The sequence below is a fragment of the Paraburkholderia sp. GAS348 genome (genome assembly GCF_050434205.1).
Lineage (GTDB): Bacteria > Pseudomonadota > Gammaproteobacteria > Burkholderiales > Burkholderiaceae > Paraburkholderia.
Genome location: NZ_JBNPVT010000019.1, coordinates 40,955 through 65,030, shown reverse-complemented (window position 1 = coordinate 65,030; position 24,076 = coordinate 40,955). Strand labels below are relative to the sequence as shown.

The following is a 24,076-nucleotide window of genomic DNA, read 5'->3' as shown; positions in this document are numbered from 1 at the left end:
ACGGCGGACCGCGCGCGCTTCCCGTGGCAGGGCAAAGCGCTCACGCGGCCATTCGGCACGCCGTTCAGTGCAGCACGAGTTTCAGTCCGGCGATCAATTGGGCGTTTTCTTCGGGCGAACCGACGGTCAAACGCACACAATTGACCAGCAATGGATGCATTTTACTCACGTTTTTGATCAGAACCCGTGCGGCCAGCAGTGTTTCGAACATAACAGATGCGTCCGGCACCCGCACCAGCAGGAAGTTGCCGGCGCTCGGGAATACTTCGGCGCCCGGCAATTGGGCCACGGCTTGCGCGAGTCTCGTGCGTTCTTCGCGCAATTGCGCGGCCTGGGTGTCGAGCACGTCGACGTGGTCGAGCAGGAAATCGGCGGCGGCTTGCGTAAGCACGTTGGTGTTGTAGGGCGGGCGCACCTTGTCGAATTCGGTGAGCCAGGCGGGCTTGCCGACCAGATAACCCAGGCGGATGCCGGCCAGGCCGAGCTTGGACACGGTACGCATCACGACGACGTTGTCGAACTGATCGGCACGCGGCAACCAGCTTTGCTGCGCAAACGGCTGGTATGCCTCGTCGATCACCACCAGGCTTTTATTCGCCGCGGCGATGACGCGCTCCATGTCCGCATCGTCGTACAGCGTGCCGGTCGGGTTATTCGGATAGGCCAGATAGACGATCGCCGGTTCATGCTCGGCGATCGCCGCGAGCATCGCTTCGGTGTCGAGCGTGAAATCGGCCTTCAGCGGCACGCCGATGAATTCCAGATTCGCCAGCTTCGCCGACATCTGATACATCACGAAACCCGGTACCGGTGCGAGCACCTTGGCGCCCGGCTTCGCGCACGCCACCGACATCATGCTGATGATTTCATCCGAGCCGTTGCCGAGCAGCACATCGCAACACGCGGGCACGCTCATCACGCGCTTGATCTTTTCGATCAGCGCTTCCGGGCGCGGCGCCGGGTAGCGGTTCAGCGCCACACCGGCCAGATGCTCGCCCAGATGGGCGGCGAGCACCGGTGGCAGCGGAAACGGATTTTCCATCGCATCGAGCTTGATATAGCCCGTGGCGTCCGGAACCGGATAGCTCGTCATCGCGAGCACGTCGCGGCGGATGATGTCTTGAGGTGTCGTCATAAGTCAGTGGACCTGCCCGCACGGGAGACGCCGGCCGGGTATCGGCGGCTTGCGGACGGCCCCAGGTTGGTCTGTATTGTCGTTATTTAACGGGAAACCGCGCGAAATCCGTCGGTAAAGTTCGCACGCATCGGTTCGATGCCCGCCTGCTCCGTGTTCAGGCTCGCCGCGTCCGGCCTCGCTTAGCCGTTCTGCCGCATCCGGTATTCTGCGCTGCGGGCGTGCGCCTGCAGGCCTTCGCCGTAAGCGAGTTCGGCGGCGATCTCGCCGAGCGTCTGCGCACCTTCCGCACTGACCTCGATCACGCTCGAACGCTTGAAGAAATCGTAGACGCCCAATGGCGACGAAAACCGTGCGGTACGCGAAGTAGGCAGCACATGATTCGGCCCCGCGCAGTAATCGCCGAGGCTTTCGCTGGTGTAGCGGCCGAGGAAGATCGCACCGGCATGGCGGATCAGCTGACCCCACTGATGCGGTTCCAGCGCCGAGATTTCGAGGTGTTCAGGGGCAATGTCGTTGGCGATCGCGCAGGCCTCGGCCATATCGCGCACCTTGATCAACGCACCGCGGCTTTCGAGCGACGCGCGGATCACATCCCGGCGCGGCATGCTCGGCAGCAGTTCGTTGATCGCGTCGCGCACGCGGGCGATGAATGCATCGTCCGGGCACAGCAGGATGGATTGCGCGAGCTCGTCGTGCTCGGCTTGCGAGAACAGATCCATCGCGATCCAACGCGGGTCCGTCGTCCCGTCGCACAGCACGAGAATTTCCGACGGCCCAGCGATCATGTCGATACCGACCGTGCCGAACACACGGCGCTTGGCCGACGCGACATAGGCGTTGCCCGGGCCGCAGATCTTGTCGACTGCGGGCACCGTTTCCGTGCCGTACGCCAATGCGCCCACCGCCTGCGCGCCGCCGATCGTAAACACGCGATCCACGCCGCCCAGCAAGGCGGCCGCCAGCACCAGAGGATTCTTCACGCCGTCCGGCGTGGGCACGACCATGACGATTTCGCGCACGCCGGCCACGCGCGCCGGAATCGAGTTCATCAGCACCGACGACGGATACGCCGCCTTGCCACCCGGCACATAGATACCCGCACGATCCAGCGGCGTCACCTTCTGCCCGAGCACGGTGCCGTCTGCTTCCGTGTACTGCCAGCTATGGCTGCCGCACTCGATCCTCTGCTTCTCGTGGTAACCGCGCACACGCGCCGCCGCCGCTTCGAGCGCCGCACGGCGCTTAGGCTCGAGGCCTTCGAGCGCCGCCTCGAGTTCGGACATCGGCAACTCGAGCGCCTCGACGCTCTTCGCCTCGACACGGTCGAAGCGGTTCGTGTACTCGAGCACCGCAGCGTCGCCGCGTGCCTTCACGTCATTCAGAATCTGCGCGACCGAGCGCTCGATTGCTTCGTCTTCGCTCGCCTCGAACGCGAGCACCGCGTGCAGCGCCTTGTGAAAGTCGGGCGCGCTGGAATCGAGTTTGCGAATCTTGATAGACATACGGATATCCGTTTCGGTAAGGCGCGCGTTAAAAGTTTGACCACTCGCGTGGTCAAACTATTCAGGCCACCGCAGTGCCGGCCTTCGACGCGCGTTCGAACGCGTCGAGGATCGGCCGCAGCGCGGCGCGCTTGAGCTTCAGCGCTGCCTGGTTCACAACGAGGCGCGACGAAATCTGCATGATCTCCTCCACCTCGACAAGATTGTTGGCGCGCAAGGTATTGCCCGAACTCACCAGGTCGACGATTGCGTCGGCGAGGCCGACCAGCGGCGCCAGTTCCATCGAACCGTACAGCTTGATCAGGTCGACGTGCACGCCCTTGGCGGCAAAATGCTCGCGCGCGGTTTCCACGTACTTGGTCGCCACGCGCAGGCGTGCGCCTTGGCGCACCGCGTTCGCGTAGTCGAAACCGGCCGCCACCGCGACCGACATCCGGCAACGCGCAATGTCCAGGTCGACCGGCTGATACAGCCCGCTGCCGCCGTGCTCGAGCAGCACGTCCTTGCCTGCCACGCCGAAGTCGGCTGCGCCGTATTCGACGTAGGTCGGCACGTCTGTGGCGCGCACGATGATCACCCGCAGGTTCGCGTCCGTCGTGGGCAGAATCAGCTTGCGCGAGGTTTCCGGATCTTCGGCCACTTCAATGCCGGCTGCGGCGAGCAGCGGCAGCGTCTCTTCGAAGATACGCCCTTTCGACAACGCCAGCGTAAGCGGTGCGCTCACGGCCGGCGAAGACGACGTTTGCGGCATCGAACTCATGCCTGGCTCCCGGCGACGCGGCGCACCTTGGCGCCGATGGCGTTGAGCTTGGTCTCCATCCGGTCGTAACCGCGATCCAGGTGATAGATACGGTCGATCAGCGTTTCGCCTTCGGCACGCAGCGCAGCGATCACGAGGCTCGCCGAAGCACGCAGGTCGGTCGCCATCACCTTCGCGCCGGACAGCTTCTCGACGCCTGTCACGAGCGCGGTGTTGCCATCGATCGTGATGCTCGCGCCGAGACGGTTCAATTCCTGCACATGCATGAAGCGGTTCTCGAAGATCGTCTCGACAGCTTGCGAGGTACCCTCCGCGATCGTGTTGAGCGCCATGAACTGCGCCTGCATGTCGGTCGGGAACGCCGGGTATTCGGACGTGCGGAAGCTCACCGCACTCGGACGCTTGTCCATCCGCACGCGCATCCAGTCTTCGCCTTCTTCGATCGTGACGCCGGCTTCACGCAGCTTTTCGGTGACGGCCTCAAGGATCAGCGGACGCACGCGGCGCAATGTGACATCGCCACCGGCAGCCGCGACCGCGCACAGGAACGTGCCGGCTTCAATGCGATCCGGAATCACCCTATGCTTTGCGCCATGCAGCTTGTCGACACCCTGAATCACCAGACGGTCGGTGCCGATGCCTTCGATCTTCGCGCCCATCTCGACCAGCAGATGCGCGAGGTCACCGACTTCCGGCTCACGCGCGGCGTTCTCGATGACCGTCTCGCCTTCGGCAAGCACCGCCGCCATCAGCAGGTTTTCGGTGCCCGTCACCGTAATCACGTCGGTCACGATGCGCGCGCCCTTCAGACGCTTCGCACGCGCTTCGATGTAGCCATGCTCGATCGTGATCTCGGCGCCCATTGCCTGCAGACCCTTGATGTGCTGATCCACCGGACGCGCGCCGATTGCGCAGCCACCCGGCAGCGACACCCTGGCGTGGCCGAAGCGCGCCACCAGCGGGCCAAGCACCAGGATCGACGCACGCATGGTCTTCACGAGTTCATACGGCGCGACGAGGTTATCGACCTTCGACGCGTCCAGCGACACGCGCCCTTCGCCGCTCTCGATGCGCACGCCCATCTGGCCAAGCAGCTTCAGCATCGTGCGCACGTCCTGCAAGTCGGGCACGTTTTCCAGATGCACCGGTTCCGCGCTGAGCAGACTCGCGCACAGGATCGGCAACGCCGCGTTCTTCGCGCCTGAGACGACAACTTCACCCGACAGCGGGTAGCCACCTTCAATGATGAGTTTATCCATGCCTGTCAGTTCCTGATCGACCCGGACTTCAACCGGGACTGCTTTGACTGTGTTCGGCGCGCCGCTGCCGGCGTCGCGCCCTTCCTGAGTAATTCGCACTAAATTTCCAGATTACGCGGTCTGCCATTCGGCGGGCGTCAGCGTCTTCATGCTGAGCGCGTGGATTTCTTCGCGCATGCGGTCGCCGAGCGCCGCGTACACGAGTTGATGGCGCTGGATCAGACGCTTGCCTTCGAAGCTCGGCGAAACGATGGTCGCAAAGAAATGCTGACCGTCGCCCTCGACTTCGAGATGCTGGCAAGCGAGCCCAGCCGCGATGTATTGCTTGACCTGCTCTGGAGTCGGCAACATGAGAGAAGCTCCTGATCAGTGGCGCAGTTTGTAGCCGGAGGCGAGCATGCGCATCGCCACCACGGCCAGCACCACAAAGAAACCGGCAACGATCGCAAGGCTCACGAGCGGATTGATATCCGACACCCCGAAGAAACCATAGCGAAAGCCGTCGATCATGTAGAAAAAGGGATTGAGCCGCGACACTTCGCGCCACACCGGTGGCAGCGTATGCGTCGAGTAGAACACGCCCGAGAGGAACGTGAGCGGCATAATCAGAAAGTTTTGAAATGCGGCAAGCTGATCGAATTTTTCGGCCCAGATGCCGGCGATCAAACCGAGCGTGCCCAGGATCGCCGCGCCGAAAATCGCGAACACGATGATGTAAAGCGGCGCGCTGAAGCTGATCGGCACGAACCAGATCGTCACGATGAACACGCCGAAGCCGACCGCCAGACCACGTGCCACGGCAGCGAGCGCGTACGCACTGAACATCTCATAGTGCGAGAGCGGCGGTAGCAGCACGAACACCAGGTTGCCGGTAATCTTCGACTGGATCAGTGAGGACGAGCTATTCGCAAAGGCGTTCTGCAACACGCTCATCATCACGAGGCCGGGAACCAGGAAGCTCGTGTACTCGACGCCCGGATAGACCTGAACGTGACCGCGCAACGCGTGGCCGAAAATCGTCAGATACAGCAGCGCGGTGATAACCGGCGCCAGCACGGTCTGAAACGACACCTTCCAGAAACGCAGGATTTCCTTGTAAAACAGCGTGCGAAAGCCGCTCATGCCAGCCCCTCGATCACTTCTGGACCGTTCATCACCTGAACGAACACATCTTCGAGGTCGGCTTTGCGGACCTCGATTTCTTCGAATGTGCAGCCCGCTGCGCGGCACTGCGCGAGAATCCGCTCGACGTCGTCGTAGCTCACGAGCCGCAGCAGATGCTGACGACCGTTGCCGTTGCCCACGCCGCTTTCCACTTCGAGCGGACGCAACTCCGCCGGCAATACGCCTTGTGCAAAGCGCAGGAACAGCTGCATGCCGGCAAAGCGCTGCAGCAGCGTGCTGGTGCGCTCGAGCGCGACAACTTCGCCGCGCCGTAACATCGCGATGCGGTCGCACAGCGATTCGGCTTCTTCCAGATAGTGGGTGGTCAGCACGATCGTGTGCCCTTCGCGATTCAGGCGCGAGATGAATTTCCACAAGGTTTGACGCAACTCGACGTCGACGCCGGCAGTGGGCTCATCCAGCACGATCACCGGCGGCCGGTGCACCAGCGCCTGCGCCACGAGCACGCGGCGCTTCATGCCGCCCGACAGCGCGCGCATGTTGACGTCGGCTTTTTCGGCGAGATCGAGATTGGCCATGATCTCGTCGATCCACGCGTCGTTATTGCGCAGCCCGTAGTAGCCGGACTGGATGCGCAAGGTTTCGCGCACGGTGAAGAACGGATCGAACACGAGTTCCTGCGGCACCACGCCGAGCGCGCGGCGCGCGCCGCGGAAATCGCTGACTACGTCGTGCCCGCGAACCGCGATGCTGCCTTCATCGGCGCGCGCGAGACCGGCGAGGATGCTGATGAGCGTCGTCTTGCCCGCGCCGTTCGGACCGAGCAGTCCGAAGAACTCGCCTTCTTCTACCGCGAGGCTGACGCCCTTGAGCGCCTGCAAGTCCTTGTAGCGCTTCTTGACGTTACGAATTTCTATGGCTGACATGACTGTGGGCCGCCTGCGGAGCGGCGCCTAAAGGAGCCCTGAGGGGGCGCAAAAGTGCTGGAAGGGACGAAATTGGGGCCGGTTATATGCCCCGAAAAACGTTTGATTATAGGGCAAAAATCGACAGCCCCGCCTGAGCCGGGGCGATTGGAAGTGACGCTATGGGAGCGTCAATGTCGGGGCGCGCAGCAAACATGCTGCGGGGGGCCGGAGTAGCGCGCTAAAGCGCGAACTCTGGTCGACAGCTAAAGCGCTAACTCCGGTCGACTGCGTTGCATGGGACCGGAGTAAGCGCTAAAGCGCTAACTCCGGTCGACACAGCAGGGTGTCGACGCCGTAGGCTTGGGCGAGGCTGGCGAGACCAGCCGGCAGGTTGACGATCTCGAACGCCATGCCGCGTGCCTGAGCAGCACGCTCCCACGCAAGCAGGACAGCAAGCGCGGACGAGTCGAATTGCGCGAGCGGCGCGCAATCCACGCCCGTTGCGCCCGCGGCGATACGCTGCAAACCCGCCTCGAACGCGGCTTTCGCGCTCTCATGGGTCAGCGTCGCGCCGCTTTCGAAGCGGCTTGCGACGGCGTTCAGCACTTCGCTCACGACTGCTTGCCCGCGGCGAGTTGCTGGTTACGCTGCGTGAGGAACTGGATCAGTCCGTCCACGCCCTTCTGCTGGATCTGCTCGTTGAACTGCTGCTGATACGCCTGGATCAGCCACGCGCCGAGCACGTTGATGTCATACACGCGCCAGCCGTTCGGCGTCTTGTACAGACGGTAGTCGAGTTCGATCGGCGAGCCGTTGTTCATCACCACCGAGCGCACCACCGTGTCGGTGTCGTCTGGGTTCATGCGGAACGGCTTGTACTGGATCTGCTGGTCGCGGACCTGGGCGAGCGCGCCCGAGTACGTGCGGATCAGCAGCATCTTGAACTGCTCGACCACGGCGTCTTGCTGCTCCGGCGTGGCGGTGCGCCAGTTGCGGCCCATCGCCAGTTGCGTGGTGCGGCGGAAGTCGGTGTACGGCAGGATCTTTTCGTTGACGAGCCTGGTGATGTGGGTGATGTCGCCTTGCTGGATCGACTTGTCGGCGTGGATCGCGTCGACCACCTGCTGGGTGACGGTCTTAACCAGCGTATCGGGCGAACTCGAGTCGACAGTTTGTGCCGATGCACCAGCACTAGCGAACGAGAACAGCGCAGCAAACAACGGAATCAGGAAGAATTTTTTCATATCGAGCCTTGCCTTAAAAATAGTGCAACCGTTTGAGGCGACATTAACACGCGAGTTCAGCAGCAATCCATGCGCAAACTGCGAGAGTCGTATCGAGGTGTTACGGCTGCACAATTAACGCAATTTAAATGACGGAAAGTTGAAACGCGTCGGCGGGACCAGTTGACCGGCCGGGATCTGTGTGGTTTCCGGACCGCCGTTCAGATCGAGCGGCGGCGTTTCGGCGCTGCCGGAGGCGGCTTCCGGCGCAGCAGCCGTGCCGGTTGCACCCGTGGTGGCGCCAACCGCCGAAGCAGCTTGCGGCGGCGTTGCGGCGGCCGCACCGGACGCAGCCGGTGCTTTCGCGGCAGCACCCGGCGTGCCTGCCGGGGCAGCAGCCGCACCACCTTCCCCCTCGTCGTACTTCGGCAGCGGAGCTTCATCGCCGTAGTTCGGCAGCGCCTGCGATTGCTTACTTTCCGACAGCAGATACTGGCGGCGTTGCAGATACGCATTACGCACGAACGAGTACTTGTCGAGCGCGGCGCCTTCCAGCACATCGCTCGCGCCCAGCAGATTGGCACGCGTGTTGATCACATTCAGGCCGTACAGCGCCCAGCTCAGACCATCCGGGTGAATATAGCTGAGCGGATTCACATAGTAGTTGCCGATCGAGCCTACCGCGTCGCGCACCGTGCTCGGCCCGAACAGCGGCAGCACGAGGTACGGGCCCGCCGGCACGCCGTAGTGGCCGAGCGTCAGGCCGAGGTCGTTGTCGTGCTTGGGCAGCTTGGCGAGCGTGGCCACATCGAACAGACCGCCGACACCGAACACCGTGTTGATCACGATCCGCATGATGTCTTCGACGCCATCGGTGATCTTCAACTGCAGCAGGTTGTTCGCCGCGATGTAGACGTCGCCGATGTTCGAGAAGAAGTTGGTGACGCTGTCGCGCACCGGTTGCGGCGTCGCCCAGACATAGCCCTTCGCGACTGGCTTCAGCGCGTACTGGTCGAGCTTGTCGTTGACGGTGAAGATCGTGCGGTTCAAACCCTCGAGCGGGTCGCCCTTGGTCGGCGTCTGCACGGTCGAGCAGCCAGCGAGCGTAGCGGCCGCGAGCGCGAACGTCGCGATCTGGACGGTGCGCACGCCTCGTTTGCCTGGGGTCTGCATTTTTATTCTCCTCATTGACCGGCCGCGCCGGAGGCGGGCGAAGTCGGCGCCGCCGGCGCGGGCGCCGTGGCGGGGGCAACAGCAGGTGCAGATGCAGCCGAAGCCGCGCCCGGCTTGGATGCGCCCGAGTCCGCGGCCTTGCTATACAGGAATTGTCCGATCAGGTTTTCCAGCACGATCGCCGATTGTGTCATCGAAATCGTGTCACCCGCTTTAAGCATCTCGCTGTCGCCACCGGGTTCGAGCCCGATGTATTGCTCGCCCAGCAGACCCGAGGTCAGGATCTTCGCCGAGGTGTCTTTCGGAAACGAATATTGCTTGTCGATGTCGATCGTGACGACAGCCTGATACGCATTACTGTCAAAGCCGATCGAGGCAACCCGGCCGACCGTCACGCCCGCGCTCTTCACCGGTGCGCGCGCCTTCAGTCCGCCGATATTGTCGAACTTGAGCTTGACCGGGTAGGTTGCCTGAAACGACAACGAGCTCATGTTGCCGGCCTTCAGCGCGAGAAACAGCAGCGCCACGAAACCCAGCACTACGAACAGGCCGACCCAGAAGTCGAGAACAGTCTTTTTCATCGTCATCCCAAAGTGAATCCGCCACGCTGCTCCCGCTCCCGTCACGCGCAACCCGAGGCGCGCCCGCCGAGCGAAAACGTGCAGCGCAGTTTTAGCTGAACATCAGTGCGGTCAGCAGAAAATCGAGGCCAAGCACCGCAAGCGACGCGTATACGACCGTCTTGGTCGTGGCGCGCGACACGCCCTCCGGCGTCGGCTTGGCTTCGTAGCCTTGAAACAGCGCCACGAAGGTCACCGCGAGGCCGAACACCACACTCTTGACGACCCCGGCGCCCACGTCGCGCCAGACATCGACACCACCCTGCATCTGCGACCAGAACGCGCCGGCGTCGACGCCGATCAGCAGCACACCCACTACGTAACCGCCGAACACGCCGACCGCGCTGAAAATCGCGGCCAGAATCGGCATGGAAATGATGCCCGCCCACAGACGCGGCGCCACCACCACTTTCACCGGATCCACCGCCATCATTTCCATCGCGGTCAATTGCTCGCCCGCCTTCATCAAGCCGATCTCGGCTGTGAGCGACGTGCCGGCGCGGCCCGCGAACAGGAGCGCCGTAACCACCGGCCCGAGTTCGCGCACCAGCGAAAGCGCGACCAGCAGCCCCAACGCCTGTTCGGAACCGTAGCGGTTGAGCGTGTAATAACCCTGCAAGCCGAGCACGAAGCCGACGAACAGCCCCGACACGGCGATGATCACCAGCGAATAATTACCCACGAAGTGGATCTGCTTCGTGACAAGGCGCGGCCGGCGCAGCAGCGGGAAAAACTCGACCAGCAGCCGGAAGAAGAAACGCGTGGCATAGCCAGCCGTGCCCAACCCGTCGATCACCCGGCGACCAAGCGAATGGATCATGACTGACCTCCGCCGATGCCGAAGTCCGCCGCGAGCGGCGTCTTGCTGGGGTAGTGGAATTTGAACGGCCCGTCCGGCGCGCCGTCGATAAACTGGCGCACCGTAGGATCGGCCGACGCGCGCAGCTCAGCCGGCGTGCCTTCGGCATGCACCCCGCCGTTGGCGAGGAAATAGACGTAATCGGCAATCGCGAACGATTCCGGCACGTCGTGCGTGACGAGGATCGAGGTCGCGCCAAGTGCCTGATTCAGCGCGCGAATCAGGTTCGCGGTGATGCCGAGCGAGATCGGATCGAGACCGGCGAACGGCTCGTCGTACATCATCAGCTCGGGGTCGAGCGCAATCGCCCGGGCCAGCGCCACACGCCGCGCCATGCCGCCCGAAATCTCCGACGGCGCCAGGTCGCGCGCGCCACGCAACCCGACCGCGTTGAGCTTCATCAACACGAGGTCGCGAAGCAGTTCTTCGGGGAGGTCGGTGTGCTCGCGCAGCGCGAAGGCGACGTTTTCGAACACCGACATGTCGGTGAACAGCGCGCCGAACTGGAACAGCATGCCCATCTTGCGGCGCAGCGCGTAGAGGCCCTCACGCGTCTGCTGGCCGATATCCTGGCCATGAAACAGGATCTGGCCGCGCTGGGCGCGCACCAGACCGCCGATCAGGCGCAGCACTGTGGTTTTGCCGCAACCCGAGCCGCCCATGACCGCGACGACCTGGCCGCGCTTGAAGCGCAGATTCAGGTTCGACAGGACGAGCCGGTCGCCATAACCGAAGTCGACGTCGCGCAGCTCGAGTAAGGTCTCGGGGGTGGAAGACACGAAACTGACAGTCCTTTTACACGGAAGGCCGAATTATAGGGCCATCATGCAAAAGCTGCCGTGAGGTGCCCTGTCCCTTTACCGAACTTGACGATTATTGCGCAAACGCATGTTGCAGCGCCGAAACCGCCGCAGCCGGATCGGCGGCCTCGGTCACTGCCCGCACGACGGCCGCGCAACCTACGCCGGTCGCCAGCACGTCCGGCAACACCTGCAGATCGATCCCGCCGATCGCCACCAGCGGCACGACGCCGTCGAGCAGGCGGACATACCGTGCCAGACGCTTGAGGCCTTGCGGCGCGGTCGGCATGACCTTGGTGGTGGTCGGAAAGACTGCCCCCAGCGCAATGTAGCTGGGCCGGAAGTGCAGCGCCTTCAGAATCTCGTAGAAACCATGTGTTGACAGACCGAGCCGGATGCCGGCCATGGCAAGCGCCGACAGGTCGGCCGTATGCAGGTCTTCCTGGCCGAGGTGGACGCCGTAGGCGCCCGCTTCCAGCGCGGCTTGCCAGTGATCGTTGATGAAAACCTGGGCATCGTGCTCACGGCCCGCGGCGACGCAGCGGGCGATCTCGCGCTTCAGTTCGTCGGCGGGTTCCGTCGATTTGCGGCGCAACTGGACCGTTTTCACGCCGAAGCCCACCACCCGTTCGACCCACTCCGCGGTCGGCAGCACCGGATACAGACCGAGCCGGTCGGGACAACGCGCGAACGCCTGTGCCGGCGCGGCCGGCAAGCAGGCGAGGCGCGGGAAATGCGCGATATTCGCCGGAAATGCGTCGTCCGCTTTGGTTTCGTCGCCGTCGCGCCAGGCCAGAGCCAGCACCAGCGCGTCATGCGGATCGAAACCGCAGTCCAGAAACGCCGCCAGCGCGGGAATCCAGTCTTCCGCCAGATGACCTTCCAGACTGTATTTCTCGCCGCCCAGATGCAGCGTCGCCGCATTCTCGGCGGCAACGATCACGCCGGCGCCTTGCACCTGCCGGCGCGCCACCTGCTCGCCATGCTGCTGCGCGTCGGCGACGACGATCAGGTCCCCACCGTTCGGCTCGTCCGGCGCGGTCAGGCAGATGCGCCACGGCGCATGCGTCGGCGGCCACTCGCCCAGGCGGGAGCGGATCCGCTCGGCGGCTTCGGTGAGTTCGTCGGCAGGCGGCCAGAAGAGGTCGCGGCCAGTCAAAGGCAAAGCTTGCGTCATGCGGCGCTCCCGTCTTGATGCCAGAACGGCATGCCGACCACCGGCGTGCTCGCGTGCGCGCTTTCGCGCTCGGCCATCGGCCCCGCCAGAAAAGCCTGGCGGCCCGCTTCGACGCCCAGCGCAAAGGCGCGCGCCATCGCATCGGGATGGGTCGCCTGCGAAACCGCGGTGTTTAGCAGCACGCCGTCGAAGCCCCACTCCATTACTTGCGCCGCGTGCGACGGCACGCCGAGGCCCGCGTCGACGATCAGCGGCACATCCGGCAGGCGTTCACGCAACACGCGCAGGCCGTACGGATTGATGACGCCCTTGCCGGTGCCGATCGGTGCGCCCCAGGGCATCAGTGCCTCGCACCCCGCATCGAGCAGACGGCGGCCGATCACGAGATCTTCGGTGCAATACGGCAGGACCTTGAAACCGTCCTTGATCAGCTGTGCAGCCGCTTCGATCAAACCGACCGGGTCGGGCTGCAGCGTGTAGTCGTCGCCGATCAGTTCGAGCTTGATCCACTCGGTTTCGAAGATTTCACGCGCCATATGCGCGGTCGTCACCGCCTCGCCGACGGTCAGGCAGCCGGCGGTATTGGGCAACAGCGGGACGCCGTGGCGCTTGAGCAAATCGAAGAAACCGGCTTCGGCGCCGCCTTCGTTCATTTGCCGGCGCAGCGCGACCGTCACCATGCCGGGCCGCGCCGCGTCGATCGAATCGGATAGCGATTGCAGCGACGGATAGCGCGAGGTGCCGAGCAGCACGCGGCTCGCGAAGGTTTGGCCGTAGAGCGTGAGCGCGTCGGCGGTTTGGGGGAAAGTCATTTGCATAGTCCTGGTCTCCGGCAATGCGTGGCGCGGGGCTTAGCCGCCGGCCACGGGTTGCACGACATCGAGCTTGTCGCCCGGCTGCAGCGCGCGCGCCGCATGCTGGGTGCGTGCAACGAAATCGCCGTTCAACGCGACCGCGAACGGCGGACGCGCGCCGAACGCGGCGAGCGCATCGGCAACAGTCGCGCCTTCGGGCAGCGACAACGACTTCTGATTGATATGAATGTCCATGGTGTTCGAATACGGTTCAATCGATGGCAGGAAGCGACGCGGCGCGCGCTTGATTGCCTGCGGTTATTTCATCCGCAGGCGCGCAACGCTCATGCCGGCTCCCGCGTGGAATCCAGTTGAAACAGCTCGCTCCAGCGCGCGGCACTTTGCCAGTCGGCGAAGGCATCGGCGTCGCCGATACGGCCGTCGAGCAGCGCCGCGGCGAAGCGCACGGCTTCATCGGCGACTTCGGGCACGATCATGTAGCCGTGCCGGTACAGGCCGTTCACGCGCAGTGTCTGCGCGCCATCCCACAGCAAGGCCGGACGGTGGTCCGGCAAAGTCGGGCGGCACTGCGAATTCAGTTCGAGGATGCGTGCTTCGCCGAAGCCGGGGTGCACGGAAAACGCCGCGCTCAGCAGTTCGAGCGCGGAGCGTACGCTGACCGGCGACATGTCTTCGCCTTCTACTTCGGTGGCGCCGATCACGTAGAGATCGTCCTGCTTCGGCGCGATATACAGCGGATAGCGCGGATGCAGCAGGCGCACCGGCCGCGTCAGCTTGATACCGGGCGCGTGCACGCGTGCGACTTCGCCGCGGATACCGCGCAATGTGGGCAGCACGGGCTTTGCGCCCAAACCCCGGCAATCGATCGTGATGCGCGCGGGTGGCAGCGCGTGATCGTCGACCGGCGTGTTCCAGTGCGTTTCGACTCCGCGCTGGGCAAGGCCCGCAGCGAGCGCGGCCAGCACCTGACGGTTATCCAGCTGACCTTCGCGCGGCAGCAGCCAGCCCTGATTGAAGCGGCCCGCCAACGCGGGCTCGGCGGCGCCGATCTGGGGACCCACAAGCGGGACGAAGCCGCCGTCGAGCAATTCGGCAGGCGCGTTCGAGCGCACACGGCGTTCGAACAACGGCGCTTCGGTCCGGTCGGCGTGATGCCACACGACGAGCGTGCCATTGCGCTGGAAGAACACCGGTTCGGGCAATTCGGCCAGCACTTGCGGCCAGGCGTCGAGCGAGCTCGCGCCAAGACGCGTGATCAGCAATTCAGCACTGGCGGCTTCGGCCAGCGGCGCCAGCATGGCGGCGGCGACCCAGGCTGCGGCTTGCGAGCCCGCGGCATCGCCACGCTCATAGAGCGCCACGCGATACCCTTGGCCGGCGAGACGCCACGCGACCAGGCGTCCGCACAGCCCGCCGCCGAGCACGGCGAAATCCGGTTGAGCTGAACGGTTCATCGCGCCCACTCCGAGTCGCAACGGCAAGCAAGGCTAAAACAGCGCGGCGCACCGACACAGCCGACGAGGGCGTGGCGCGGAGCAAAGCACTTGTATGAAGAATAGGCGGTCATCGAATCCTTTCCGTACGGCACAAAAACGCACGTACCCAGGACGAAACCGGCGGGTGAGGCCGGCCGGGCAATACGCGAGTCCAATGACGGACGCCGCCCGGCGGGGAATGGAAGATTGGCTGCTTCCGGAAACTTCCCGCGCCGGTATTACCCGGATCGGGTGCAAAGGGTCTCTCTCAGCCTTGCCGCCGTTGCGTGAGAATCACGCAGCCTGTGGGCAAAGCACCCCTGTTTCGTCGAAGGTCATTAGACCATAAAAGGCGCGGCGCCCGCAAACCAATGGCCTGCGCAGTCGCGCGCATTTGACCCGGCACCATCCTTCGATTCATCAATACGGCCGGGGGCGGCGCTCTGGCACAATGCCAAAATCGGATGCCGCAGGAGCCAGGCGCGGGCTGCAAGCTTCGCCACCCGCGCGACGGCGGCATCGAGGCGACACCTCTGAGCGGAAATTAATTTTCACTTAAGGGCTTCGCGCCAGAATCGGGCGCCCGCCCGGACGTGCGTTCGTCGAGCACGACGCCCGGGGTACGCACCGCAAACCCGCCGTGGGGCCGGCCCGACTGAGGCCAGCCCGGCACGGGCCAGCACTTCACCAGGATGCTCATGACACTGAATACCGCTTCCAGCCCCGTGCTGCCGCCGGACGAAAAAGTCTCCGCCTGGAGCCTGATCAAACCTTACTGGGTCTCCGAAGAACGAAAGACGGCGTGGGGGCTGCTCGTCGCGATCATCGTGATGAATCTGCTCGTCGTGTGGATCAACGTGCGCCTGAATCGCTGGAGCGCCGACTTCTACAACGCGCTGCAGACCAAGAACGTGCACGACTTTCCGCACCTGCTGATGGTGTTTTCGGGGCTCGCGTTCGGCTTCATCATCCTTGCCGTGTACGGCCGCTATCTGCGCCAGATGCTCGGCTTCCGCTGGCGCCAGTGGCTGACCACGCGGTATCTCAACGAGTGGCTGCACGACAGCGCCTTCTACCGGATCGAACGCGACCGGCTCGCCGACAATCCCGACCAGCGGATCAGCGACGACCTGCAATCGTTCGCCACCACCACGCTCTCGCTGACGCTCGATCTGCTGTCCACGGTCGTCACGCTGGTCTCGTTCATCACGATCCTGTGGTCGCTGGCCGGTGCGCTGACCGTTTCGCTCGGCGGCATGCCGGTGCAGATTCCAGGCTACATGGTGTGGGCCGCGGCGCTTTACGCGGTAGTCGGCTCGGTAATCATCCAGAAAGTCGGCCATCCGCTCGTGTCGATCAATTACCAGGCGCAGAAAGTCGAGGCGGATTTCCGTTTCGGCTTGATCCGTCTGCGTGAAAACGCCGAGCAGATTGCCTTCTACGACGGCATGGAGACCGAGAAGAAGAACACCCACTCGCTGTTCGGCCGCATCCGCGACAACTGGTGGCAGGTGATGAAGTACACCAAGCGGCTCACCTTCGTGCTGAGCTTCTATGGTCAGATCGCGATCATCTTTCCGCTGGTGGTGGCGGCGCCTCGTTACTTCGCGGGCGCGTTCACGTTCGGCGTGCTGATGCAGATTTCGAGCGCATTCGGCACCGTCAGCGATTCGTTTTCGTGGTTCATCAACAGTTACGGCACCCTGGTCGAGTGGCGCGCTACCGTGAACCGGTTGCGTGAATTCAGCCGTGTCGTGCATGCGCCGCGTCTGAAGGAATCGGTGTCGCCCGCCACCGCGCATGGCGGCATCAACCTGCATTTCGTCGACGAAGACAAGCTCTCGACCGATGGCCTCCAGCTTGCGCTGCCGAACGGCAACCCACTGTCGCGCATCCGCGATATCGCAATCACGCCGGGCTCGCGCTGGCTGGTGCGCGGTCCGTCCGGCTCCGGCAAGAGCACGCTGATGCGTGCGCTCGCCGGCTTGTGGCCGTTCGGCGACGGCTCGATCGACGCACCGGTCAACGCGCGCATGATGTTCATCCCGCAGGTCAGCTACATGCCGATCGGCACGTTGAAAGCCGCGCTCACCTATCCGTCCGCTGCGGACACCTACACCGACGAAGAATGCCGCGAAGCGCTCGTCACCTGCCACCTGTCGGAGTACGCCGACCGCCTGCAGGAATCGGGACACTGGACGCGCGTTCTCTCGCCGGGTGAACAACAGCGTCTCGCCGGCGCCCGCGTGCTGCTGCACAAGCCGGACTATCTGTTCCTCGACGAAGCGACCAGCGCGCTCGATGCGGAAAACGAAGCGCGTCTCTATCACCTGTTCACTGAGCGGCTGCCGAAGGCGGCGATCGTCAGCGTTGCGCATCGCGAATCGCTGGCGGCGTTCCATGGCGAAACGCTCGACGTCGAGCGCTCGGGCGAAGCGATTGCCGCTTGAACTGCATGAACAACGCGAGCGCCGGAGATCTATCTCGACGGGCTGACGTTGAGCCGCTATCGGAAAAGACGCAATGACTTCGCGGCCTGGCGCGGGGCGTCACTTGCGACCCAACGCATAGACAGGGCTCTGCACGTCGCAAAAAATGAAAAGCCGGGTCACCTTCTCAGGTGCCCGGCTTTGTTTTTTACCGCTTTGGTGTACTGCTTATGTACCGCTTATATACCGCTTTGTCGTCTCCACCTCGTCCTGCAAGCATTAGCGGGTTTCTACGCCATCCGGCGGAAACCAGCCGGCGACATTAGCGCGGCAGTTCCGAATGACCCATCAGGAACGCATCGACCGAACGTGCGCACTGACGGCCTTCACGAATCGCCCACACCACCAGCGACTGGCCACGACGCATATCGCCCGCCGTGAACACCTTGTCCACCGACGTGTAATACGCCTTGTCGCCTTCGGTCGACGCACGCACGTTGCCACGGTTGTCCTTGTCGACGCCGAACGCTTCGAGCACCGGCGAGACCGGTTGCGTGAAGCCCATGGCCAGCAGCACCAGATCGGCCTTCATTTCGAATTCAGAGTTCGGCACTTCCTGCATCTTGCCGTCCTTCCATTCGACGCGCGCGGCGATCAGCTTCTCGACCTTGCCGTTCTTGCCTTCGAGACGCTTGGTCGCGACCGCCCAGTCGCGCGAGCAGCCTTCGTCATGCGACGACGACGTGCGCAGCTTGATCGGCCAGTACGGCCACACGAGCGGCTTGTTCTCCTCTTCCGGCGGTTGCGGCAGCAGTTCGAATTGCGTGACGCTTTTCGCGCCATGACGGTTCGACGTTCCGACGCAGTCCGAACCCGTATCGCCGCCGCCGATCACGACCACATGCTTGCCCTTGGCGAGCAGCTGGTTCGCGACCTTGTCGCCGGCGTTGACCTTGTTCTGCTGCGGCAGGAATTCCATCGCGTAGTGAATGCCTTCCAGCTCGCGGCCCGGCACCGGCAGATCGCGCGGCATTTCCGAACCTCCGGCGATCACGACCGCGTCGAACTGTTCTTTCAGCTCGGCCGGCGTGATGGTTTCCTTCGCGGTATTGCCGATGTGTTCCGGCAGCGAATCTGCCTTGCCGACGAACACGTTAGCGCGGAACGTCACGCCTTCAGCTTCCATCTGGCGCATGCGGCGGTCGATCAGCCACTTCTCCAGCTTGAAGTCAGGAATGCCGTAACGCAGCAAGCCACCGATGCGGTCGTTCTTTTCGAACACGGCGACATCGTGCCCCACGCGCGCGAGTTGCTGCGCGACGGCCAAACCGGCGGGGCCGGATCCGACCACGGCGACTTTCTTGCCGGTCTTGTGCTTCGGCGGCTGCGGTGCGACCCAGCCTTCGGCCCACGCTTTGTCGATGATCGCGTGTTCGATCGACTTGATGCCCACCGGGTCGTCGTTGATGCCGAGCGTGCAGGCCGCTTCACACGGCGCCGGGCAGATGCGGCCCGTGAACTCGGGGAAGTTGTTCGTGGAGTGCAGCACTTCAATCGCGTTCTTCCAGTCCTGATGGAACACCAGGTCGTTGAAGTCCGGGATGATGTTGTTCACCGGGCAGCCGTTGTTGCAGAACGGAATGCCGCAGTCCATGCAACGCGCGCCTTGAATCTTGGCTTCGTCGTCGGTCAGTGCCGCAACGAATTCCTTGTAATGCTTCACACGCGTGAGCGGAGCTTCGTACGCCTCGTGGCGGCGCTCGTACTCGAGAAAACCGGTTGCCTTGCCCATGTGGTTCTCTTCTCTATCTGTATCAGGTGAGGTGATCTACACCCGCCGCGCGTCGAACAATCGAACAGTCAAGCGCGGCGGGTACGGCTAAATGTGACGTCTTCTGTGCTGATGGTCAGCGCAGCGGCTATGCGGCAAGTCAGGCGGCGAGCACTTCCTTGTTCGCCTTCTTCGCAGCCATTTCGCCCAGCGCGCGCTTGTATTCGGTCGGGAACACCTTCACGAACTGACGGCGCGACGCATCCCAGTTTTCGAGCAGCGCCTTTGCACGCGGCGAACCCGTGAACTGGAAGTGACGCTCGATGAGACCCTTGAGCAGGGCTTCGTCGGTCGTGCCGCTGTGCCACAGACCCTTGTCGACCGTGCGTTCCTGTTCGGCCTGTTGCAAGACCGGATCGAGCGCGACCATCGACTTGTTGCACTTGCCCGCGAACGTGTTGTCCGGATCGAACACGTAGGCGATACCGCCCGACATGCCGGCCGCGAAGTTACGGCCCGTTTCGCCGAGCACGATCACCGTGCCACCCGTCATGTATTCGCAACCGTGGTCGCCCGTGCCTTCGACAACCGCTGTCGCACCGGAGTTACGCACGCAGAAACGCTCGCCCGCGACGCCGCGGAAGAACGCTTCGCCTTCGATCGCGCCGTACATCACCGTGTTGCCGCAGATGATGTTTTCTTCGGACTTGCCGCGGAAATCGTTGGTCGGACGGATGATGATGCGGCCGCCCGAGAGGCCCTTGCCAACGTAGTCGTTACCGTCGCCGACCAGATCCAGCGTCACGCCCCTCGCGAGGAACGCGCCGAAACTCTGGCCTGCGGTGCCCTTCAACTGGATGTGAATCGTGTCGTCAGGCAAGCCGTCGTGGCCGTACTTCTTCGCGATCGTGCCGGACAGCATCGCGCCGACCGTACGGTTCACGTTGCGCACCGGCTGGATGAACGAGACGTGCTCGCCCTTCTCGATCGCGCCCTTCGCCTTCTCGATCAGCACGTGATCCAGCGCGCGATCCAGACCGTGGTCCTGCACGTCGACGTGCTTGCGAGCCACGTCTGCCGAGACCTGCGGCTGATAGAACACCCGCGAGAAATCGAGCCCCTTCGCCTTCCAGTGTTCGACGCCCTTCTTCATGTCGAGCAGTTCGGCGTGGCCAATCAGGTCTTCGAACTTGCGAATGCCCAGTTGCGCCATGAGTTCGCGCGCTTCTTCCGCAACAAAGAAGAAGAAGTTGACGACGTGCTCCGGCTGGCCCTGGAATTTCGCACGCAGCACCGGATCTTGCGTCGCGACGCCGACCGGGCAGGTGTTCAGGTGGCACTTGCGCATCATGATGCAGCCTTCGACGACGAGCGGCGCCGTCGCGAAGCCAAATTCGTCCGCGCCAAGCAGCGCGCCGATCACGACATCGCGGCCGGTCTTCATCTGGCCGTCAGCCTGCACGCGGATACGGCCGCGCAGTTGGTTCAGCACCAGCGTCTGCTGCGTTTCCGCCAGACCCAGTTCCCACGGCGTGCCGGCATGCTTCACCGACGACAGCGGCGATGCACCCGTGCCGCCGTCATGGCCGGCGATCACGACGTGGTCGGCCTTCGCCTTGGCGACACCGGCAGCAACCGTACCGACGCCCGATTCCGACACCAGCTTCACCGAGATACTCGCTGCCGAGTTGGCGTTCTTCAGATCGTGAATCAGCTGCGCCAGATCTTCGATCGAGTAGATGTCATGGTGCGGCGGCGGCGAAATCAGGCCAACGCCCGGTACCGAGTAACGCAGCTTGCCGATGTATTCCGACACCTTGTGGCCCGGCAACTGGCCGCCTTCGCCCGGCTTCGCGCCTTGCGCCATCTTGATCTGAATCTGATCGGCCGAGGCGAGGTATTCCGCCGTCACGCCGAAACGGCCCGACGCCACCTGCTTGATCTTCGAGCGCAGCGAATCGCCTTCCTTCAGCGGAATGTCAACGATCACCTCCTCGCCGATCACCGACTTCATGGTGTCGCCGTTCTTGATCGGAATGCCGCGCAGCTCGTTGCGATAACGGTTCACGTCCTCGCCGCCTTCGCCGGTGTTCGACTTGCCGCCGATGCGGTTCATCGCGACAGCCAGGGTGGCGTGGGCTTCGGTCGAGATCGAGCCCAGCGACATAGCGCCGGTGGCGAAACGCTTGACGATTTCCTTCGCCGATTCCACTTCGTCCAGCGGGATCGCCTTCGACGGATCCAGCCTGAACTCGAACAGGCCGCGGAACGTCATGTGGCGCTTGGTCTGATCGTTGATCAGGTGCGCGTACTCCTTGTACGTCTGATACGAGTTGCTGCGCGCCGAGTGTTGCAACTTGGCGATCGCATCCGGCGTCCACATGTGTTCTTCGCCGCGCACGCGATAGGCGTACTCGCCACCCGCATCGAGCATGTTAGCGAGCACCGGGTTGTCGCCGAACGCGTCGCGATGCAGACGGATCGCTTCTTCCGCGACATCGAACAGGCCGATCCCGCCAACCTTCGACGAGGTGCCATTGAAGTACTTCGACACCAGGCCTTCAGCCAGGCCCACAGCTTCGAAAATCTGCGCGCCGGTGTACGACATGTAGGTCGAAATGCCCATCTTCGACATGACCTTCTGCAGGCCCTTGCCGATTGCCTTGGTGAAGTTGTAGACCGCCTTTTCCGGTGACAGGTCACCCTTCAGGCCCGCTGCGAGCTGGCCGAGCGTTTCCATCGCGAGGTACGGGTGCACGGCTTCCGCGCCGTAGCCCGCGAGCAACGCGAAATGGTGTGTTTCGCGCGCCGAGCCGGTTTCCACGACCAGCCCCGCGCTCGTGCGCAGGCCATGCTGGACGAGGTGCGTGTGGATCGCGGCGGTGGCCAGCAATGCTGGAATCGCGACGTTGTCGCGGTCGGTCTTGCGGTCCGACACGATCAGCATGTTGTAGCCGGACTTGACCGCATCGACGGCTTCCGCGCACAGCGAAGCCAGACGCGCTTCAATGCCTTCCTTGCCCCAGGCCACCGGATAGCAGATGTTCAGTTCGTACGAGCTGAACTTGCCGCCCGTGTACTGATCGATCGCGCGGATCTTCGCGATGTCCTTGAAGTCGAGCACCGGCTGCGACACTTCAAGACGCATCGGCGGGTTGATGTTGTTCGTGTCCAGCAGGTTCGGCTTCGGACCGACGAACGACACCAGCGACATCACCATGTTTTCACGGATCGGGTCGATCGGCGGGTTCGTGACTTGCGCGAACAGCTGCTTGAAGTAGTGATAGAGCGTCTTGTTCTTATTGGACATGACGGCCAGCGGCGAGTCGTTGCCCATCGAGCCGACTGCTTCTTCACCGGCTTGCGCCATCGGCGCCATCAGGAACTTGAGGTCTTCCTGCGTGTAGCCGAACGCCTGCTGGCGATCCAGCAAGGCAGCAGCTTCGCGGCGCTCCGTCGCGACGTCTTCGGCCTTCGCCTCGATTTCGTCGAGCTTGATGCGCACGGCGTCGATCCAGCTCTTGTACGGCTTGGCGTTGGCGAGGTTGTCCTTCAGTTCCTTGTCGTCGATGATGCGGCCGTGCTCCATGTCGATCAGGAACATCTTGCCCGGCTGCAGACGCCATTTCTTGACGATCTTCGACTCGGGGATCAGCAACGTGCCCGCTTCCGACGCCATGATGACCAGGTCGTCGTCGGTAACGATGTAGCGCGCCGGACGCAGACCGTTGCGGTCGAGCGTGGCGCCGATCTGACGGCCGTCGGTGAAGGCGATCGCGGCGGGGCCGTCCCACGGCTCCATCATCGCGGCGTGGTATTCGTAGAACGCGCGGCGGTTGTCGTCCATCAGCGTGTGCTGTTCCCACGCTTCCGGGATCATCATCATCACGGCGTGGACGAGCGGGTAGCCGGCCATCACCAGCAGTTCGAGACAGTTGTCGAACGACGCCGTGTCGGATTGGCCCGGGTAGATCAGCGGCCACAGCTTGGGCAGATCGTCGCCGAGCACGTGCGAGGCGATCGCGCCGGTACGGGCGTTCAGCCAGTTGACGTTGCCCTTCACCGTGTTGATTTCGCCGTTGTGGGCGATCATGCGGTACGGGTGAGCCAGTTCCCACGCCGGGAACGTGTTGGTCGAGAAGCGTTGGTGCACCAGCGCCAGCGCCGACACCGTGCGCTCGTCCTGCAGGTCGCGGTAGTACACGCCGACCTGGCCCGCCAGCAGCAGCCCCTTGTAGACGACCGTGCGCGCCGAGCACGATGGCACGAAGTATTCCTTGCCGTGCTTGAGCTTGAGCGCCTGGATGCGGTGGCTCGCGGTCTTGCGGATCACGTACAGCTTCCGCTCGAGCGCGTCGGTCACCATGATGTCCTTGCCGCGGCCGATGAAGATCTGGCGGATCAGCGGCTCGCTCGCCTTGACGGTGGGCGAAATCGGCATGGTGTGGTCGACCGGCACATCGCGCCAGCCCAGCACGACCTGGCCTTCGGCCTTCACTGTACGTTCCAGTTCCTGTTCGCACGCGAGACGCGATGCGTGTTCCTTCGGCAGGAACACCATGCCGACGCCGTACTCGCCGTTGGGCGGCAGCACGACGCCCTGCTTGGCCATTTCCTCACGATAGAAACCGTCCGGAATCTGGATCAGGATGCCCGCGCCGTCGCCCATCAGCGGATCGGCGCCGACGGCGCCCCGGTGGTCGAGGTTCTCGAGAATCTTCAGACCTTGCTCGATGATCTCGTGGCTTTTCTTGCCCTTGATGTGAGCAACAAAGCCGACGCCGCAGGCGTCATGTTCGTTTTGCGGGTCGTACAGACCTTGCGCGGCGGGAACCGGGTGAGTCGGTTGCTGGTGGTCGTTCATGGGGACACCGTCTGTGAGGGGCCGGACAGGCCGTTAAACCGTTTTTCTATTGCCGCGGTGCGCACCGCAACCGCGTCGGCGTCTCAGTACGCTTGAATGCCACGCGTATCAAAAAGTACCGGAATTCGGAATATACGCGACGAATCAACGGAATAGCAAATAAAACGTGATGATTGAT

At 63.4% G+C, this 24,076-nt stretch carries 20 protein-coding genes and 1 riboswitch; of the genes, 1 reads left to right on the top strand and 19 read right to left on the bottom strand.

Annotation, left to right across the window (positions count from 1 at the left end):
* Positions 1-64: 64 nt before the first annotated feature.
* The 17 genes from hisC to P3T22_RS25295 all read right to left on the bottom strand — a co-directional run bounded on the left by hisC (position 65) and on the right by P3T22_RS25295 (position 14,813).
* Positions 65-1,135 carry a histidinol-phosphate transaminase gene (hisC, locus tag P3T22_RS25375; RefSeq protein ID WP_063497502.1) on the bottom strand — a complete coding sequence of 357 codons (1,071 nt, stop codon included), beginning with the start codon at positions 1,133-1,135 and terminating at the stop codon, positions 65-67.
* A 182-nt stretch (positions 1,136-1,317) separates the two neighbouring features.
* Positions 1,318-2,640, bottom strand: a complete 1,323-nt coding sequence (hisD, locus tag P3T22_RS25370) for a histidinol dehydrogenase (protein ID WP_063497503.1) — start codon at positions 2,638-2,640, stop codon at positions 1,318-1,320.
* A 61-nt stretch (positions 2,641-2,701) separates the two neighbouring features.
* Complete coding sequence (hisG, locus tag P3T22_RS25365) at positions 2,702-3,400, bottom strand: ATP phosphoribosyltransferase (RefSeq protein ID WP_063497504.1); 699 nt, start codon at positions 3,398-3,400, stop codon at positions 2,702-2,704.
* The gene (gene murA / locus P3T22_RS25360; protein ID WP_063498101.1) at positions 3,397-4,659 is read right to left on the bottom strand and encodes a UDP-N-acetylglucosamine 1-carboxyvinyltransferase; all 1,263 of its coding nucleotides are present in this window, start codon (positions 4,657-4,659) and stop codon (positions 3,397-3,399) included. The genes hisG and murA overlap by 4 nt, the downstream gene beginning before the upstream one ends.
* A gap of 111 nt (positions 4,660-4,770) precedes the next feature.
* Positions 4,771-5,010 (bottom strand): BolA family protein, encoded by a 240-nt coding sequence (locus P3T22_RS25355; RefSeq protein ID WP_063497505.1) that lies wholly within the window; start codon positions 5,008-5,010, stop codon positions 4,771-4,773.
* Positions 5,011-5,025: 15 nt separating this feature from the next.
* The gene (locus P3T22_RS25350) at positions 5,026-5,781 is read right to left on the bottom strand and encodes an ABC transporter permease (protein WP_429326489.1); all 756 of its coding nucleotides are present in this window, start codon (positions 5,779-5,781) and stop codon (positions 5,026-5,028) included.
* Positions 5,778-6,710 (bottom strand): ABC transporter ATP-binding protein, encoded by a 933-nt coding sequence (locus P3T22_RS25345; RefSeq protein WP_429326488.1) that lies wholly within the window; start codon positions 6,708-6,710, stop codon positions 5,778-5,780. Before P3T22_RS25345 ends, P3T22_RS25350 begins: the two co-directional genes overlap by 4 nt.
* A 294-nt stretch (positions 6,711-7,004) precedes the next feature.
* Complete coding sequence (locus tag P3T22_RS25340; protein WP_429326487.1) at positions 7,005-7,307, bottom strand: STAS domain-containing protein; 303 nt, start codon at positions 7,305-7,307, stop codon at positions 7,005-7,007.
* Positions 7,304-7,936 (bottom strand): MlaC/ttg2D family ABC transporter substrate-binding protein, encoded by a 633-nt coding sequence (locus P3T22_RS25335; RefSeq protein ID WP_063497509.1) that lies wholly within the window; start codon positions 7,934-7,936, stop codon positions 7,304-7,306. Before P3T22_RS25335 ends, P3T22_RS25340 begins: the two co-directional genes overlap by 4 nt.
* Positions 7,937-8,050: 114 nt before the next feature.
* Positions 8,051-9,088, bottom strand: coding sequence for an MlaA family lipoprotein (locus P3T22_RS25330; RefSeq protein WP_063497510.1), 1,038 nt, complete (start codon positions 9,086-9,088; stop codon positions 8,051-8,053).
* 11 nt (positions 9,089-9,099) lie between these two features.
* Positions 9,100-9,669: an outer membrane lipid asymmetry maintenance protein MlaD gene (gene mlaD / locus P3T22_RS25325; RefSeq protein WP_429326486.1), complete on the bottom strand. Its 570-nt coding sequence runs from the start codon at positions 9,667-9,669 to the stop codon at positions 9,100-9,102.
* A gap of 91 nt (positions 9,670-9,760) precedes the next feature.
* Positions 9,761-10,528 (bottom strand): lipid asymmetry maintenance ABC transporter permease subunit MlaE, encoded by a 768-nt coding sequence (gene mlaE / locus P3T22_RS25320; protein ID WP_063497511.1) that lies wholly within the window; start codon positions 10,526-10,528, stop codon positions 9,761-9,763.
* Entirely contained in the window at positions 10,525-11,346 is an 822-nt protein-coding gene (locus P3T22_RS25315; protein WP_063497512.1) for an ABC transporter ATP-binding protein, read from the bottom strand. Before P3T22_RS25315 ends, mlaE begins: the two co-directional genes overlap by 4 nt.
* Positions 11,347-11,440: 94 nt before the next feature.
* Entirely contained in the window at positions 11,441-12,544 is a 1,104-nt protein-coding gene (gene thiE / locus P3T22_RS25310) for a thiamine phosphate synthase (protein ID WP_429326485.1), read from the bottom strand.
* A complete protein-coding gene (locus tag P3T22_RS25305; RefSeq protein WP_063498104.1) occupies positions 12,541-13,356 on the bottom strand; it encodes a thiazole synthase in 816 nt (271 codons plus the stop codon). The genes thiE and P3T22_RS25305 overlap by 4 nt, the downstream gene beginning before the upstream one ends.
* Positions 13,357-13,395: 39 nt before the next feature.
* Positions 13,396-13,593 carry a sulfur carrier protein ThiS gene (gene thiS / locus P3T22_RS25300; RefSeq protein WP_063497513.1) on the bottom strand — a complete coding sequence of 66 codons (198 nt, stop codon included), beginning with the start codon at positions 13,591-13,593 and terminating at the stop codon, positions 13,396-13,398.
* Between the two features lie 89 nt (positions 13,594-13,682).
* Complete coding sequence (locus P3T22_RS25295) at positions 13,683-14,813, bottom strand: FAD-dependent oxidoreductase (protein WP_429326484.1); 1,131 nt, start codon at positions 14,811-14,813, stop codon at positions 13,683-13,685.
* 229 nt (positions 14,814-15,042) lie between these two features.
* Positions 15,043-15,166, bottom strand: a riboswitch (TPP riboswitch).
* A 366-nt stretch (positions 15,167-15,532) separates the two neighbouring features.
* Between P3T22_RS25295 and P3T22_RS25290 the strand changes: the two genes are divergently transcribed.
* Positions 15,533-17,284 (top strand): ABC transporter ATP-binding protein/permease, encoded by a 1,752-nt coding sequence (locus P3T22_RS25290; RefSeq protein WP_063498105.1) that lies wholly within the window; start codon positions 15,533-15,535, stop codon positions 17,282-17,284.
* A gap of 301 nt (positions 17,285-17,585) precedes the next feature.
* Here P3T22_RS25290 and P3T22_RS25285 read toward each other — a convergent pair whose 3' ends face one another.
* Positions 17,586-19,055 (bottom strand): glutamate synthase subunit beta, encoded by a 1,470-nt coding sequence (locus P3T22_RS25285; RefSeq protein ID WP_063497515.1) that lies wholly within the window; start codon positions 19,053-19,055, stop codon positions 17,586-17,588.
* Between the two features lie 139 nt (positions 19,056-19,194).
* Positions 19,195-23,898 (bottom strand): glutamate synthase-related protein, encoded by a 4,704-nt coding sequence (locus tag P3T22_RS25280; RefSeq protein WP_063497516.1) that lies wholly within the window; start codon positions 23,896-23,898, stop codon positions 19,195-19,197.
* Positions 23,899-24,076 lie beyond the last annotated feature (178 nt).